Here is a 15,651-nt window from a genome sequence, read left to right as displayed (position 1 = left end):
CTCGCTGGCGCCCAGCTCCGTGGCCTTTTGAATCACATGCTCCAGCTTATCCGCTTTGGGAAAGGCCATAAAAATCCGCACCCGCACCTCCGGCTCAGTCTGTGACGCTTCCCAGCCGTGGGTCACCAAACTCACCTGTCCGGGACTCACATCGCTGACCGTACAGTTGCATTCGCGCCCCTGGCCGTCGCATACCGTGACAACATCTCCCTCCTTCAGCCGCAGGACCTTCGCATGTGCAGCATTTTCTCCCGTAAGGACCAAAAAGCTCTCATGCATCTCTTCCGGCGATATAAAAAAACGCACCATGTACGACTCCTCCTATCACATTTTATGACTCTTTGAATTTTTATGAACAAATTGTACGGCGCCACCATGGTCCCGGCCCCTGATTTGCCGATCCCCTCCCGAGCCCAAATACAGGAAAAAAGCGGTTGACAAATTCTTTTTCGTCCGCTATAATAACTTCGCCGTAAGGGAAATGCAAGAGTGTTGGAATCGGTAGACAAGCACGTTTGAGGTGCGTGTGGCAACCGCCGTGGGAGTTCGAGTCTCCTCTCTTGCACCACGTCGGAGCAAAGTCCGCTTTGCTCCGACGTCTTTTTATGCCTGCGGCACAAAAAGACGTCATCCGCCCGCTCCCTTGCTCCTCCTCTCCAACCGCGACCCGCTGCGCTGGGCTCGCAGTTGGGGCCACCCTGCGGGTGCCTCTTTCCCGGAAATTTCGGTTTTCATCGTTCCTTCCACGTCGGGGCAAAGTCCGCTTTGCTCCGGCGTCTTTTTCTCCCCGAACAAAAGCGCCGTTCGCCTGCGCCCCAACGTTTCGTGCGAAAGCTACAACCGTCGGCTTCCCGGCAAAAACGGTCCCTGCAACGCAAACGGCCTACTGGAGGAGATATTCCAGTTGGCAATCAAACGGTTCTTTTTCCACATGCTCCCGGTTGTATTCCTCCGCCTCCCGGCAGCCCATCGCCTGGTAAAAAGCCTGCGTCTCTACGGCGGAATGACTGGAGAGATACAGTCTTTCCGCGCCCTGATTTTTGGCCCAATCTGCCGCGAAAGTAAATAGACGGCGGCCAATCCCCCTTCCCCGCAGTTCCTCTGAGACATGCAGGCTGGTCAGATCCCGGTACTGTCCCCGGCTCCCCATAGGAGGTCCCTCAACCGATACAAAGCCTTTCAATTGCCCCGCCAGGAACGCGCCGTACACCACGCCGCCCTGCCGGATCAGATAGCACCAGCAGTTATGCCGGGCGTCGTAATACCGCTTTTTCATCTCTTCAATCCGGGCGCGGGCTTCCGCCTCCGTCTCCACCCGCCAGATATGACTGATGAAGCGGGAGCGCTTTTCCGTAAACTCGCTCTCCGCGTCCTCAAAGGGTACCAGATACTCGCTCACGCCATGCCTCCTTCGTCTGTGCGTAATAGCAGCACTGCCGGGTCTGGCCCAGCAGCGGGACGGCCTCCGTCCTGGAAAACCGGTATGCAAAGCCGCATTTGCCAATGACCCGGGCACTGCGCCAGTTGCCGCCGTAATGGCCGCACCAGACGCGCCGGAGGCCCCGCCGGGTAAACCCGCAGGCCAGCACCGCCTCCACTGCCTCCGGCACAAGCCCGCGGCCCCACCAGCGGTATCCCAGGGCATAGCCGATCTCGTCCTCCCACGCCGGATCTCCCGCCGGGCAGCGGCCCACAAAGCCCACAGAGCCGATTACCTGCCCGCTCTCCCGCAGCTCCATGGCAAAGGTACCGGGCGCGGAGAACACCGTGCGGATGATCTGGTGGCTCTCCTCCTCACTTCCATGCGGCGGCCAGCCCGCAATGGGACCCACCCGGCTGTCCCGGGCATAGGCATAGACGTCGGCCGCGTCGTCCTCTCGAAACGGCCGCAATCGCAGCCGCTCGGTCTCCAGGATCATGGTACGCTCCCTCCCTGTCGTCTCAGTTCTCCGCCGCATCCAGATAGGGCGTCACCTGTCCCAGTGTCCTGGGGCCGCACACAGCGGTCACATCGATGGTCTGGCTGTACTCCACGGACTCCACTTTCGCCTCCCGGTAGAGCATGTCCAAAAGGCCGCCCTTGTCATAGGGCAGATGGAGCACAACCCGCCGGGTGCCCTTGTCCAGCCGCTTGTCGATCATCTCCAGCAGACGGTCCACGCCCTCTCCGGTCTTGGCGGAGATGGCGCAAATGTCCTCACCGTGGGGCAGGATCTCTCCCACCGGCACCCGGTCGGACTTATTATATACCTCGATGCGGGGCAGCTCCCCGGCGCCCAGCTCCTGGATCAGGTTGTCCACCACCTGGGCTTGCTGCTTCCACTCCGGGTTGGATACGTCCACCACATGGAGCAAAAGATCAGCATACTCCAGCTCCTCCAGCGTGGCCTTGAACGCCTCCACCAGCTGATGGGGAAGCTTGCGGATGAAGCCGACCGTATCCGAGAGCACCACATCCAGCGTGTCGCTGACGGTCAGCAGCCGGCTGGTGGTATCCAGCGTGTCGAACAGGCGGTTGTTGGCGGGAATACCCGCATCGGTCAGACGATTGAGCAGCGTGGACTTGCCCGCATTGGTATAGCCCACGATGGCCACCACGGGGATCTCATTTTTCTGCCGCCGCTGGCGCTGGGTATTGCGCACCCGGCGCACGTCCTCCAGATCCTCCCGAAGCTTGTCGATCTTGCGGTGGATGTGGCGGCGGTCCGTCTCCAGCTGCGTCTCACCGGGGCCCTTGGAGCCGATGGGCCCCTTGCCGCTGGTACCCGCCTGCCGCTCCAGGTGGGTCCACATGCCCGTCAAGCGGGGCAGCAGATACTGGTACTGGGCCAGCTCCACCTGAAGGCGGCCCTCCCGGGTGCGGGCACGCTGGGCGAAAATGTCCAGGATCAATCCGCAGCGGTCCAGCACCTGCACCCCCAGACTCTCCGTCAGCACCCGCATCTGGGACGGGGACAGGTCGTTGTCGAAGATCACCATGGTGGCGCCGTTGGCCCGGCAGAAGTCCCGCACCTCCTCCACCTTGCCCTCACCGATGAAGGTGCGGGGATCGGGAGAGGGACGGTTTTGCAGCACGACGCCGATGGTCTCGGCACCGGCTGTCTCCACCAGGGCGGAGAGCTCCTCCATGGTGCCCTCGTCGGCGTTTTCCTCTTTTTTCAGCACCGGGGAGCTCAGTCCCACCAGCACCACCCGGTCGCGAATTTCCTCTGTTTTCTCCATAGTACTCCTTATCTGGCGTAGGCCTCCACAACCTCGCCGGTATACATTCTGTGCCAGCCCTGGCCCTTGTAATGATGCAGGATAGGGGTCCCGTCCGTCACGCAGGCGGCGTCCAGATCCTGGGCATAGAGCTTTCTGCACACCAGCACCCACTCCGCCTCCTCAAAAAACGGGGCGTTTCCCGCTCCCCGGCACAGCGTCAGGCCGCAATGGGCGATCTTGTCCACGTCCCGTCCGCTCTTTGTGCCGCAAAAGCGCATAATCTCCCCGCACTCCTCCGGCAGCACGGAGACGGTGAAATAGTCCCCCTGTTCCATCAGCGGATAGGTGTAGCGCTCCGGGCGCACGTACACCGTACATACCGGCACGCTCCAAAGACGGCCCAGCTGGCACCAGCCGATGGTCATGGTGTTGACGCGCTCCCCGGTCCCCGCCGTCAGCAGGGCGTTCCGCTCCCCAAAAATCCGAAATACCTCCGGTGCCAGGGTCTTGACTTCCACTGGATGCAGTTTCATGACAGTACGCTTCCTTTCTGTCCATTCTCACTGCTCAGTATATGCGCCGCCGGGCAAAAAGTAAATAAAAAGGGTCTGCCCATTGGCAGACCCTTTTGTGATCGTGTCAGACTTACTTGTCCAGGCCGAACTTCTTGTTGAACTTGGCCACGCGTCCGCCGGTGTCCACCAGCTTCTGCTTGCCCGTGAAGAAGGGGTGACACTTAGAGCAGACTTCCACCTTGATATCCTTCTTGGTAGAACCTGTCTCAATCACATTACCGCAGGCGCAAGTAATCGTAGTCTGCTGATAATTGGGATGGATTCCTTCCTTCATTGCTCTCGTTCACCTCTTTCTTATCTAGCTTACCCTTTACAAAGGCGACACTTAGTTTAGCATAGTTTGTACGAATATGCAAGCCTTTTTTTAAATTTTTTTGTTTTTTGCTGAAGAGCTTCTCTCACAGCTCCACCGTCTCACCGGGAGACAGGAAATAGAGCACCCGGCGCACCACCGGCTTTTCCAGCACCTTGGCCAGCGCCCGGCTGTACGCCTCCAGCTGGGGACGGTAAGATTCCGCCCGGCGCAGGAGATCCTCCCGCCGGAACACATGATCGGTCTTGAAGTCCACCACGGTAATGCCTTTTTCCGTCTCGAAGCAGCAGTCCACCACACCCTGGAGCAACATCTGATCTCCGGCCTCCGCTCTGGGATCGTAGTCCGCCGCGTCCATCAGCAGCGTGAACCGATACTCCCGCAGTACGTTCTTTCCTGCCCGAATTTCCCCGGCAAGCCCGCTTTGCAAAAACCGCTCCAGGCCGGCCACATCCACCGCAGCCGCCTGCTCCGGCGTCAGCAGCTGCCGCGCCGTCAGACGCTCCACCTGCCCACCGGCGTCCGGATCGGAAAAGTCCAGGTACTGAAGCACCAGATGGGTGGCCGTGCCCTGCTCTGCCGGTGTAAGTCCGGAGCGCTTCTGGCGGAAGCGGGGCTGGGAAAGGGGCCGCAGATACGGTGTATGGGCGGCGTTTTCCGCAATCTCCTGATCCACCGCCCGCCCCTTGAGCTGGGTGGCGGTCACCTTGGAGGGAAGTCCCGTCTCCAGGGCATAGGGATAGGTCCGCTCCAGCATGGACGGGTCAAAGACCGCCTCTTTCTCCTGCGCTTCCCCACCGACGGCATCCGCCGCAGGGACGGGCCGGGCGGCAAACTCGTCGGCACTGTGCGAGAACACCTGCCAAGGCGCCGTGTCCCCGGTATACAGGGTTCCCACGGAAGCATCCGCCAGGTCCAGCAAGCACCGGGCCTCCGGCCGACACAGCAGTCCCAGCAGCAGCCACTCCCCGAAGTTGGAGCAGGAGGCCACCGTCTCCGGCAGCGCCGGGCAGGAGGCTACCGCCGCCAGCTTCTGGATCCGGCCGGGGGCATGGTACATGGCGTCCACCAGAATGAGCTTTTCCTTGGGACGGGTCATGGCCACATACAAAACCCGCAGTTCCTCGGAGAGGTTTTCCCGCCGGAGGGTCCGCTCAATGGCCTCCCGGGCAAGCGTCGGGTATTTGATCTTCCGCTTCAGGTCCACCCGCTTGGGCCCAAGACCCATGGCCGGATGCACCAGAACCGGCGTATCGAAGTCCTGCCGGGAAAATGCGTGGTCCAGGTCGGCCAGAATCACGATGGGGAACTCCAGGCCCTTGGACTTGTGGATACTCATCAGTCCCACGCCGCCCACGGCAGCCGCGCCGCCGGTAGCCGGAGCCTCTCCGGCCTCCAGCAGGCGGCGCAGATGGGTCACAAAGGAAAAGATCCCCTTGTAGCCGCTGCTTTCAAACCGCCGGGCGTGGCGGCTGAGGGCGATGAGATTCTCCTTTCGGGCCTGACCGCCGTCCATGGCGGCAAACACGCCCAGCAGATTCAATTGATTATAAATGTGCCAGATCAGCCGGTGCACACCCATGTCCCGGGCGGCAGAGCGGAGGCCCTCCAGCGTGTCCAGGAACGCCCGGCAGTCCTCCCCCTGGTCGGCTGCCACCGCGTCGTAGAAATCCCCCTGGGGCATGTGCGCCCGGATGGACGCCAACCGGTCCGGCGTGAACCCAAACACCGGAGAGCGCAGCACCGCAATCAGCGGCACATCCTGTCGGGGATTGTCGATGATCTGCAGGAGTCCCAGCATGACGGAGATCTCCATGGTCTGGAAGAAGTCCCCCTGCTCTTCAAAGGAGCACGGGATATTCTGCTCCGCCAGCGCCTGGGCAAAAGCGGCGGAGCGGCTGCCGGGAGAGCGCATCAAAATCACGATGTCCTCCGGGCGGCAGGGCCGCAGCGTCCCGTCTCCGCTTGTGACCGGATAGCCCTCGTCCAAAAGGGTACGGATCCGCTTTGCCACAAACCGGGCCTCCGCCGTCAGCTTCTTCACCGGGCGGTCCTCCTCCCCCGACCGCTGGCGGGCGCAGATGAGGTGAAACTCCGTCTGGCAATCCTGCCGGGGCGGGTAGTACGTCGCGCCGAAGTGCAGCGCCTCGTCCTCCCCATAAGCCATGTCGCCCATCTCCGGCGAGAGGATGTTGGAAAAGACGAAGTTGGCCGCATCCAGAATCTCCCGCCGGGAGCGGAAGTTCTGGGAGAGGAGGATTTTCCGCTCCTGCCCGGGCTGAGCCTCTTCATAGGGCACAAAACGGGCGTATTTCTCCAGGAAAATGGTGGGGTCTGCCAGACGGAAGCGGTAAATGCTCTGCTTGACGTCACCTACGGTGAAAATATTCTGCCCGTCCCGGGACACCGCCCGGAAAATCGCGTTTTGTACCTCGTTGGTATCCTGGTACTCGTCCACCAGAATCTCCTGATACCGCTGGGATACCTGGGCGCCCAGCTCCGTGGGCGAGCCGTCCTCCGAAACCAGCAGCCGAAGCGCCAGGTGCTCCTGATCGGAAAAATCCGCCGCATTGAGCCGGAGCTTTTCCGCCTGGTATCGCGCGGAAAACTCCCCGGTCAGATGCAGCAGGGCCTCCATGGCAGGCGCCACGGCCCGCAGGTCCTCCATGGCCTCCTCCCCGTTTACGTCCAGCAGCTTTGCCAGCTTCTTGTACCGGGTCTTGCACGCCTCCCAGACCTCCTTGAGGGCGGTGATCTCCGGCTCGTCCTTGCGGCCTCTGGGTGTGGTCAGTCGGGGAAACGTGACGGCCGCTGCCGCCTGCCGGGCCTCCTCCCAGCCGCCGCTTTCCGCCAGGACATCAAACATGGCAGCTGCGAGGCGGAACTTTTCTCCGTATCCCCGCTCCAATGCCTCGTCGCCCGCCGTTTGGTCTGCGCTCCGCCGCAGCAGCGCCGCCCAGTGGGACGCCTGTCGGTGCACATCCGTCAGCAGCGCGGCGGCATAGGGCGTCTCGTCGAAGCTGCCCGCAAGGCTTGCCCAGGCCGTCTGATTTTTCTCCAGCCACTGTTCCGGATAGGCGTGGCTCTGAAGCTTGTCGTGTACCTCCAGTACCAGCGCCTCCAGCGCCCGATCGTCCCGCCCGGCGCCCAGAGTATCCGCCAGCTGGGCCCCGCCTTCGTCCAGGTGGTCGTAAAATGCCTCCAGCGTCCGCTCCAGCACCCGCTGGCGCACCAGTTGGGCATCCCCCTCGTCCAGGACCCGGAAGTCCGGGGTCAGGGCGTTCTGCTCTCCCGACCGGGGCAGCAAATGGGTATTCTCCCGCAGCAGCGCCGTGCAAAAGGCGTCCACGGTCTTGATATCTGCCCGGTACACCCGCAGCAGCTGCCGCTTGAGGTGGGCATCCCCGGGGTTGGCCGCCAGCCGGCGGCTCAGCTCCGCGGCGATCTTGCCCCGCAGCTCCGCAGCCGCAGCCTTGGTGTAGGTGATGATGAGAAAGTCGTCCACGTTGCAGCGGTCCCGTGTCACATATAGAAACAGACGCTCCACCAGCACCTTCGTCTTTCCCGAGCCGGCCGCAGCCGACACCAGCAGGCTGCCGCCCCGGTTGTCCACCACTGCCTGCTGAGCCTTGGTCAGTTGAATTTCCGCCACGGTTTACTGCCCCCCTTTCTCGTCATCTTCCAGCTGCTGCCAGAATTCCTCCGGCTTCACCGGCAGAATATAGTGCAGATGATCGCCGTCCCGGCCGTCCTGGAAATGGCAGGCCCCCGCCCAGTCGCAGTACTGGCAGAAGCTGTCCTCCTCGCTTTTGCAGCAGGGATCGGCGTCGATATTTCCGTCCCGGACCTCCCGGGCAATCTGATGCAGCAGGCCGTCCACATACCGCCCCAGCTTCCCCAGCTGGGCCGCCGAGGCGATGCTGCCGGCGATGTTGCCGTCCCGGCCCACCCGCAGCGGCAGAAACTTCGGCTCGGTCAGCGACTCATGCTCCATGGCCTGCAGTACCGCCGGGTCGGAGAGCAGCAGCCCCGACCGGCGCAGCTCCTTTGCCGTCTCCTGGGCCAGCTTTTCCGGGGAAATGTTTCGCTCCGCCGACAAAATCTCGTCTCTGGCCGGCAGATACAGCACACCGGCAGGCTCCACCTCCCGGCCAAAGTAGGCCTTGCCCTCTTTTTGCAGGGCAAAGAGATACAAAAGCATCTGGATGTCCAGCCCCATCCGCACTGCCGCCAGGTCAAAGGCCTTGCGGCCGGATTTGTAGTCCACCACCCGCAGATAGAGCTTGTCGTCCCTGATCCAGCCGTCTACCCGGTCCACCTTGCCGCCCAGGCGAAGCTGCCCGTCCGGCTCGGAGATCTCAATGGCAGGCAGCGTGCCCCGGTCCCCGAAGCTGAGCTCAAAGGCCAGGGGCACGAAATCCGAATGACGCAGCTCCTCGGCCACCTGCTCCACAATGGCGTAGGCCGTGCTGCGCAGACGGGAGAACAGGTAGCGGAAGCGGGTGGTTCGGTTCTGGAAGTCGTGGAGCTCCTCGGAGGCATACCGGTCCATGTACCGGCGCACCATGGTCCGCAGCTCCTCCTGCTCCACCTGGGCAAATCCCCCCAGGGTCATCACGTCCCGGGTCACATTCTCCAGAAGATAGTGCAAAAACGTGCCGATCTGGGGTGCGTCGAAGGCAGCCGGCTCCCGCTTTTTTGCCCGCAGGCCATACTCCATAAAGTAGGCGAAGTGGCACGAGCGCATCCGCTCCAGCCGGGAAGCGGTCATGCTGACGCGCTTTCCGTAGAGTGCCTGCACCGCCGCCGGGGAGAGACTCCCCCGCCGCAGCGCCGCCGCTCGCTCCATGGCGGCAAGCTGGGCCGCGCAGTCCCCCCGGGCCGCGAAATAGCGCCAGAGCGGGCCTTGCCGATCCTGCCCCGCCTCCTCCAATGCCGGCTGCATTGCTGTCAAGCGATATTCCTTTTCACCACTTTCCCGATCAATGCGAAGCGCCGGAAACAGGGCCAGCAGCCGGTCCACCACAAACGCCGGGCGCAGAACGCCGCCCGACACGTCGCTGACAGGATAGCTCAGCCAAAGGCCCTCTGTGGGCTGCGTCAGCGCGGCGTAAATGCACTGCAGTTCGATGCCCATCTGCTCCATACCGGAAGGAGAGAGCCGAATCCCCGCCCGGGCCAGCTCCTCCCGGTCATCCTCGTTCAAAATGCCGCTGCTCTGCCCCACGGCAGGCAGCACATGGTCGTTGGCTCCAAGAAAAATCAAATGGCGCACCGTATGTCGGTCATTGCGGGTGATCTCCGACACGGACACCTGGTCCAGGGACACCGGGATGGTTCCGATGCTGTACTGGGTGAGAATCTGCCGCAGCAGTCGGGTGAACTCGTCCAGCTCCATGGGCTCGTCTCCCAGAATCTCCACGAACTGGTCAAGCACACCGCACAAAATCTCCCACAGCTGGGCTGTCTCCTCCGCATCCTGGAGCCGTCCGGCAGCTGCCTGCTGCTCCATCTGCTGTTCCAGGGCGCTCTGAAGAGAGAGGTCCTCCAAAAAAGTGTAAAGCGCATCCACTTTCTCCCCGGCAGTTTCCCCGGATTTGAGCCCCTCTGCCAGACGCAGCAGCGGCTGGCGCACCCGCCGGCGCAAGTCGTTGATCCGGGCAAGCTGCTGTGTCTGCGCCTCGTCCCAGACTCCGCCGTAGCCTGCGGGGTGGTCCGTCCAGTCCGTGTCCCGCAGCCACATATTGCCGTGGACCTGCCAGCGGATCACATAGTTTTCCAGCACGTCGCACTCCTGCGCCGTCAGGCCCGCCAGGCCGGTTTTGAGCCACTGGAACATGTCGTCGTACTCGTAGCCGCCGCCAATGGCCGCCAGCACACCGTCCAGCAGCGCCAGCGCTGGCTTTTCCAGAATGTCGCTGCGGCGGCTGAGGTAGACCGGAATTCCGTAGCGCTCGAATACTGTCTCAATGGTGCCCTCGTAGTCAGCCATGTTCCGGGCACTGACCGCAATGTCCCGATAGCGGCAATTCCCGTCCGCCGTCAATCGCAGAATCCGTGCAGCCGCCTGCTCCACCTCGGAATAGAGGTTGTCCGCCTCCAGCACATGGATGGGCAGATCTTCCCCCTCATAGGGAACACGCTCCCCGAAAAAGTTCCGCTCCAAGTGCCCCAGTGCTGTGCTGTCCGCGGCGTGCAGGGTACGTACCTCCACTTCGCAGCCGGTCTCCCGGGCTATGCGCCGCAGTTGTTCCAGCGTCTTGAGGGAGACTTCAAAAATCTCCTCCCGGCTGTTTGGCTCTCCCAAAAGCGTGATGGTTACAGACCGTGCCTGACACAGCAAAATGGACAGTACCCGCCGCTCCTGGGTGTTGAAATACGTAAAGCCGTCCAGGAAAATATCCTTGCCTGCCGCATAGCCGGACTCTTCCAGATGGTCGCACAGCTTGCTCATCCGGTCCCGGGCGTCCAGGCCCGGACGGCGGAGCCGGGCCTCATAGGCGCCGTATAAAAGACTCAGGTCCCGGAGCTTTGCCCCGGTAGCTCCCGGAATCTGCTCCGACTGCTCATAGAGCATTTGGGGCGTCACCTCATAGCTGCGCAGCTCATCGGTCAGATCCAGCAGCTGCTGCAGAAAGGACGCCTTCTGGGAGGGGCGGCGGTACACCGTCAGCGATGCGGCCACCTCGCCCAAGGCCTTCTGCATGGTCAGGAGTCTGCCGCCGGCGTCCAGCGTCACCTGAGCCAATCCTCCGGTCAGGGACAGCACCCGCTCCCCCAGCCGCCGAAAGCTCAGCACCTCCGCATGGCGGCTGACCGTAGGACCGCAGGCACGGCAAAGATCCATCTCTGCCAGGTGGGAGACGTGCTCCGGTACCAGCAATATCTGCTGCCCTGCATCCCCCAACCGCTTGATTTCCTCCAGCACCGCGGCGGTCTTTCCTGTTTTCGCCCGTCCCATCCAAATCGTCAGCATGGCCCGACTCCTTTTCTCCGATTCTCATTTCCGTCATCATACCACATTTCTCCGGCGGTGAACAGTGCGCGTTGCCTTTTGCCCGACAGTGTGCTATGCTGGGAAAAAAGTCGAACCTAGGAGGCCAAGTCATGCATATTCCAAAGGCACCCACCAGCGCCTTGGCGTTGGAGCCCTTTGCCCCGGCGCTGGAGGAGGCGCTGTGCCCCTCGCCGGACTACGATGTGTCCCGGTGGCTGTATGTGCCCAACCGCTATTCCGAATACCGGTACATTCTGGGGACCCGGGGCAGCCGCCCGCTGATCTGTATCGGCATCAACCCCTCCACCGCCGCGCCGGACGCCCTGGACCCCACCTTGCAGTCCGTGGAGCGGATCGCCCACTCCAACGGATATGACAGCTTTTTGATGTTCAACGTCTATGCCCAGCGGGCCACCCGTCCGGACGATATGGAAAAGACATACAATCCCGCCCTGCACGAGGAAAACCGCAAGGCATTCCGCTACCTTTTGTCGTTGTCCCCTGCGCCTGCCGTGTGGGCCGCCTGGGGCAACATCATTATGAAGCGGGACTATCTGCTCGACTGCATGGCGGACTTTGCCGCCGACGGCGCCGCGGCAGGCGCCCGCTGGTTCACCGCCGGGCCGCTTTTAAAGTCCGGTCACCCCCACCACCCCCTCTATCTCAAGCGGGACACAGCGCTGCTGGACTTTGACATCGAGGCCTATCTTGCCAAGCAGATAGGCAAATGCATGTAAGATTGCGAGGTCGGTGCGGCAAGCGAGTTTCTGAATATGATAAAGTCCCCACCCTGCGAAAAGCAGAGTGGGGACTTATTTGATACAACGCTGAAAGTCATCCATCCAGCCGCATGACCAGACGATATAGAAAAATGACTGCCGCAGAGCCAAGATACAGCGGTACGCTCAGCAACGCGAGCCAGAACGCGGCAATCCAACCGCCTTCGGCATCCACGATCACACTCAGCGCGATCCCGACGGCGGAAAAAATGATGGGAAGCCATTTTGCCACAACCAGGAGTTCACTACGTAAAAGAAGGAATTGGACCAGTGCCGCCACCAGCAACAGTGCTACAATTGTCTGGCTTTGACCGGATCTGAAGATATTTTCGGAAATAGGGCCGTCATACAGTCCGCAGCAAAAAAGCAAGATTCCAACATTGACGGCCATTAGGCATAGTCTTTTGGTTGGGCCTCTTTTTTCCTCCATGCAAGTCATGGGGCATCCTCCTTCCCATATCCCCCTGGCGAACGACCTTGTATATTTATGATAACATCTGCTCGCCCTAAAAAACAACAGACGCCTTGCAGCTTTCAAAAAAACGCAGCCATCCGGGAAATCTTTTCCCGGATGGCTGTGCCGCTTTCAGGCGATGTGGCCTTAAAACAGCGTGATCTGACTGGTCTCCGCCATGCCGGCGAAGGCGCCCAGGGCCTTGAGCTGCTCGATATGGGTCTTGGAGAGCTTGTTGCAGCACATGGAAAATTCTTCGATGGAAATGAAAGTCTTGCCTTTGCGCTTTTCCACCGTGTCCAGCGCCGCCGTCTCACCCAGGCCGTGGACCGCGGTAAAGGGCGGCAGGAGGCCGTTTTCCGTCACCTTGAACTTGGTGGCATCGGAGTCATAGATGCTGATAGTGTCGAAGTGGAAGCCCCGGAGATAGAACTCATAGCACACCTCCAACGTGGTCAGCAGATCCTTCTCCACGGCGGAGGCATCCTTGTTGTTCTCGATCTCCCGGATCTTGCGTTTGACTGCATCCTTGCCGGCGCAGCAGTACTCCGCGTCAAAGGCCTTGGCCCGGACCGAGAAGAATGTGGCGTAGAACGCCAGCGGCTCATGAACCTTGTACCAGGCAATGCGGAAGGCCATCATGACGTAGGCCACCGCGTGGGCCTTGGGGAAGAGATAGCCGATCTTGGCCAAGGACTCGATATACCACGCCGGTACGTCGTGAGACTCCATGGCCTCCACCCAGCCCTCATCGAATCCGCCCTTTTTCACCTTGCCCTTTCGGACCTTCTCCATGATCTTGAAGCTCATCTTGGGGTCAAGGCCCTTGGAGATGAGATAAAGCATGATATCGTCACGGCAGCCCACCGTCTCCAGAACGGTGGCAGTACCGCTGACGATCAGGTCCCGGGCGTTGCCCATCCACACATCGGTGCCGTGGGAGAAGCCGGACAGGCGGACCAGGGTGTTGAAATCCTTGGGTTGGGTATCGATGAGCATCTGCCGGGTAAAGCGGGTGTTGAACTCCGGAATGGCCACGGCACCGGTGGGGCCAAGAATCTCGTCGTTCTCGTAGCCCAGCACCTTGCTGGAGGTGAAGATGGACATGGTATCCGGGTCGTCCAGGGGAATGGTGTGGGGGTCCACGCCGGTCAGGTCCTGCATCATGCGCACCATGGTGGGGTCATCGTGTCCCAGCATGTCCAGCTTGAGGATGTTGGCCTCCATGGAGTGATATTCAAAGTGGGTGGTGATGGTGTCGGAGTCGTCGGCGTCCGCCGGGTGCTGCACCGGGCAGAAGTCCTCCATGTCCTTGTCGTCCGGTACCACCACAAGGCCGCCCGGGTGCTGGCCGGTGGTGCGCCGGGTACCAACGCATCCCAGCGTCAGCCGGTTCTCCTCTGCCCTGCAGGCGGTAATACCGTTTTCCTCCAGATACTTCTTGACAAAGCCGTAGGCGGTCTTCTCCGCCAGGGTACCGATGGTGCCTGCCCGGAACACCTGGGTCTCGCCGAACATCTCAATGGCGTGGCGGTGGGCCCGGGCCTGATACTCGCCGGAAAAGTTCAGATCGATATCCGGCACCTTGCCGCCGCCGAAGCCCAGGAACGTCTCGAAAGGAATGTCGAAGCCGTCTTTAACGTACTTGGTGCCGCACACGGGACAGACCTTGTCCGGCATATCGGCGCCGCAGCCGTAGGAGCCGTCGGTAATGAACTCACTGTGCTTGCAGTTGGGACAGCGGTAGTGAGGCGGCAGGGAGTTGACTTCCGTGATGCCGGACATATAGGCCACGAGAGACGAGCCCACGGAGCCACGGGAGCCCACCAGATAGCCGTTTTCAAGGCTCCGCTGAACCAGTTTCTGGGCCGACATGTACACCACGTCGTACTTGCCCAGGATGCCGCTCAGCTCCACATTCAGACGGTCCACGATCAGCTTGGGGGGATCGTCGCCGTAGAGGGCATGTACCTTGTCCCACACCAGACGGTTGAGCTCCTCCTCGGAGTTTTCCAGCCGGGGCGGGAACAGCTCCGCCGGCAGCAGCTCAAAGTTTTCGATCTGGTCGGCTACCAGGCGGGTATTGGTCACCACCACCTCGTAGGCCTTCTCCTTCCCCAGGTAGGAAAACTCCTTGAGCATCTCATCGGTGGTCTTGAAGTAGATGGGCAGCGGGGCGTTGGCATCCGGGAACTTCTTGGAAGCCAGCAGAATATGCCGGTACACCTCGTCCTCCGGATTGAGGAAGTGGACGTCGCCGGTGGCACACACGGGCTTGTCCAGCTCCTCGCCTAGCCGCACGATGGTGCGGTTGAACTCCCGCAGCTCCTCCTCCGACTGCACGTCGCCGTTGCGCAGCATGAAGGCGTTGTTGCAAAGGGGCTGAATCTCCAGATAATCGTAGTAGTCGGCGATGCGTTTGAGCTCCTCCCAGTCCTTGTGGTCCGCCACCGCCCGGAACAGCTCGCCCGCCTCGCAGGCAGCTCCCACGATGATACCCTCCCGGTGTTCGTTGAGCAGCGTCTTGGGAATGGTGGGCACCCGCTTGAAGTATTTCAGGTTGGACGCGGAGATCATCTGGTAAAGGTTTTTGAGGCCCACCTTGTTGCGGGCCAGCAGGATGATGTGCTTGGGGAAGCGGTTGGTCTTGCTGCCCAAGGGGCGGAGCTTTTCCATCTCCTTGTTCACCGCCTGGAGCGTATGGATGCCCCGCTCGTGGAGCATCTTCCAGAAGGGAATGAGCATATAGCCCACGGTAGCCGCATCGTCGCTGGCCCGGTGGTGGTTGAAGGCAGGCAGATCCAGGTGCTCGGCCACAATGTCCAGCTTGTATTTGCCAAGGCCCGGCAGCAGGTTCTGGGCCAGGATCAGGGAGTCCACATAGGTGGGATGGAAGTCCAGCCCCACCTTGCGGCAGCCGGCCCGGATGAAGCCGATATCAAATTCCGCATTGTGGGCCGCCAGCGGACGGCCATTCACAAATTTCAAGAACTCCGTCAGCGCCTGCTTGAGCTGGGGCGCATCCTTGAGCATGTCGTCGGTAATGCCGGTCAGGCCGATGATCTCCGGGGTGAGGCGCCGGTTGGGGTTGACGAAGGTCTGGAACCGCTCGGCGATCTCCCCGTTCCGCAGTACCACCGCGCCGATTTCCGTGATGGCCTCCCGGTCCACTTTGAGGCCGGTGGTCTCGATATCAAAACAGACGAACTCGTCGTCCAGAGAGCAGTCCTGCTTGCCGTGGACGGCCACCCGGTCATCCAGATTATTGACGAAATAGCCCTCCACGCCGTAGAGGATCTTGATCTTGTCTCCGGCGGCGTGCCAGGCGT

11 protein-coding genes and 1 tRNA gene are annotated in these 15,651 nt (G+C 61.4%); 2 read left to right on the top strand and 10 right to left on the bottom strand.

From position 1 onward, the window contains the following. On the bottom strand, positions 1-309 hold a 309-nt coding region (locus tag QZS13_RS08795), incomplete at its 3' end, for a 16S rRNA (uracil(1498)-N(3))-methyltransferase (protein WP_295588020.1). 174 nt (positions 310-483) lie between these two features. Here QZS13_RS08795 and QZS13_RS08790 point away from each other — a divergent pair. After that, positions 484-568, top strand: a tRNA-Leu gene (locus tag QZS13_RS08790). 315 nt (positions 569-883) lie between these two features. Here the strand turns inward: QZS13_RS08790 and QZS13_RS08785 are convergent. The 7 genes from QZS13_RS08785 to QZS13_RS08755 all read right to left on the bottom strand — a co-directional run bounded on the left by QZS13_RS08785 (position 884) and on the right by QZS13_RS08755 (position 11,068). Further along, a complete protein-coding gene (locus tag QZS13_RS08785) occupies positions 884-1,399 on the bottom strand; it encodes a YigZ family protein (protein ID WP_295588018.1) in 516 nt (171 codons plus the stop codon). Continuing rightward, positions 1,374-1,919 carry a GNAT family N-acetyltransferase gene (locus QZS13_RS08780; protein WP_295588016.1) on the bottom strand — a complete coding sequence of 182 codons (546 nt, stop codon included), beginning with the start codon at positions 1,917-1,919 and terminating at the stop codon, positions 1,374-1,376. Before QZS13_RS08780 ends, QZS13_RS08785 begins: the two co-directional genes overlap by 26 nt. Positions 1,920-1,941: 22 nt before the next feature. Next, the gene (hflX, locus tag QZS13_RS08775; protein ID WP_295588014.1) at positions 1,942-3,222 is read right to left on the bottom strand and encodes a GTPase HflX; all 1,281 of its coding nucleotides are present in this window, start codon (positions 3,220-3,222) and stop codon (positions 1,942-1,944) included. 8 nt (positions 3,223-3,230) lie between these two features. Then, the gene (locus tag QZS13_RS08770) at positions 3,231-3,737 is read right to left on the bottom strand and encodes a flavin reductase family protein (RefSeq protein WP_295588012.1); all 507 of its coding nucleotides are present in this window, start codon (positions 3,735-3,737) and stop codon (positions 3,231-3,233) included. Positions 3,738-3,849: 112 nt separating this feature from the next. Beyond that, positions 3,850-4,053, bottom strand: a complete 204-nt coding sequence (gene rpmE / locus QZS13_RS08765) for a 50S ribosomal protein L31 (RefSeq protein WP_021748737.1) — start codon at positions 4,051-4,053, stop codon at positions 3,850-3,852. A 124-nt stretch (positions 4,054-4,177) separates the two neighbouring features. Beyond that, on the bottom strand, positions 4,178-7,744 hold the full coding sequence (gene addA, locus QZS13_RS08760) for a helicase-exonuclease AddAB subunit AddA (protein ID WP_295588008.1): 3,567 nt from the start codon (positions 7,742-7,744) through the stop codon (positions 4,178-4,180). Between the two features lie 3 nt (positions 7,745-7,747). Further along, the gene (locus QZS13_RS08755) at positions 7,748-11,068 is read right to left on the bottom strand and encodes a PD-(D/E)XK nuclease family protein (RefSeq protein ID WP_295588006.1); all 3,321 of its coding nucleotides are present in this window, start codon (positions 11,066-11,068) and stop codon (positions 7,748-7,750) included. A 131-nt stretch (positions 11,069-11,199) separates the two neighbouring features. On the opposite strand from QZS13_RS08755, the gene QZS13_RS08750 reads away from it, so the two are divergent. Then, positions 11,200-11,826, top strand: coding sequence for a DUF1643 domain-containing protein (locus QZS13_RS08750; protein WP_295588004.1), 627 nt, complete (start codon positions 11,200-11,202; stop codon positions 11,824-11,826). 97 nt (positions 11,827-11,923) lie between these two features. Here QZS13_RS08750 and QZS13_RS08745 read toward each other — a convergent pair whose 3' ends face one another. After that, entirely contained in the window at positions 11,924-12,307 is a 384-nt protein-coding gene (locus QZS13_RS08745) for a hypothetical protein (RefSeq protein ID WP_295588002.1), read from the bottom strand. A 162-nt stretch (positions 12,308-12,469) separates the two neighbouring features. Further along, on the bottom strand, positions 12,470-15,651 hold a 3,182-nt coding region (locus QZS13_RS08740; protein WP_295588000.1), incomplete at its 5' end, for a PolC-type DNA polymerase III.

This window comes from uncultured Oscillibacter sp. (assembly GCF_900546705.1).
Lineage (GTDB): Bacteria > Bacillota > Clostridia > Oscillospirales > Oscillospiraceae > Oscillibacter.
Note: the sequence above shows the minus strand (reverse complement) of the source record. Positions and strands in the feature narration are given on the sequence as shown.

Coding starts and splice junctions, on each gene's coding strand:
- rpmE (WP_021748737.1), bottom strand. CDS start 4,053: ATGAAGGAAGGAATCCATCCCAATTATCAGCAGACTACGATTACTTGC.
- QZS13_RS08750 (WP_295588004.1), top strand. CDS start 11,200: ATGCATATTCCAAAGGCACCCACCAGCGCCTTGGCGTTGGAGCCCTTT.
- QZS13_RS08780 (WP_295588016.1), bottom strand. CDS start 1,919: ATGATCCTGGAGACCGAGCGGCTGCGATTGCGGCCGTTTCGAGAGGAC.
- QZS13_RS08770 (WP_295588012.1), bottom strand. CDS start 3,737: ATGAAACTGCATCCAGTGGAAGTCAAGACCCTGGCACCGGAGGTATTT.
- QZS13_RS08745 (WP_295588002.1), bottom strand. CDS start 12,307: ATGACTTGCATGGAGGAAAAAAGAGGCCCAACCAAAAGACTATGCCTA.
- QZS13_RS08755 (WP_295588006.1), bottom strand. CDS start 11,068: ATGCTGACGATTTGGATGGGACGGGCGAAAACAGGAAAGACCGCCGCG.
- hflX (WP_295588014.1), bottom strand. CDS start 3,222: ATGGAGAAAACAGAGGAAATTCGCGACCGGGTGGTGCTGGTGGGACTG.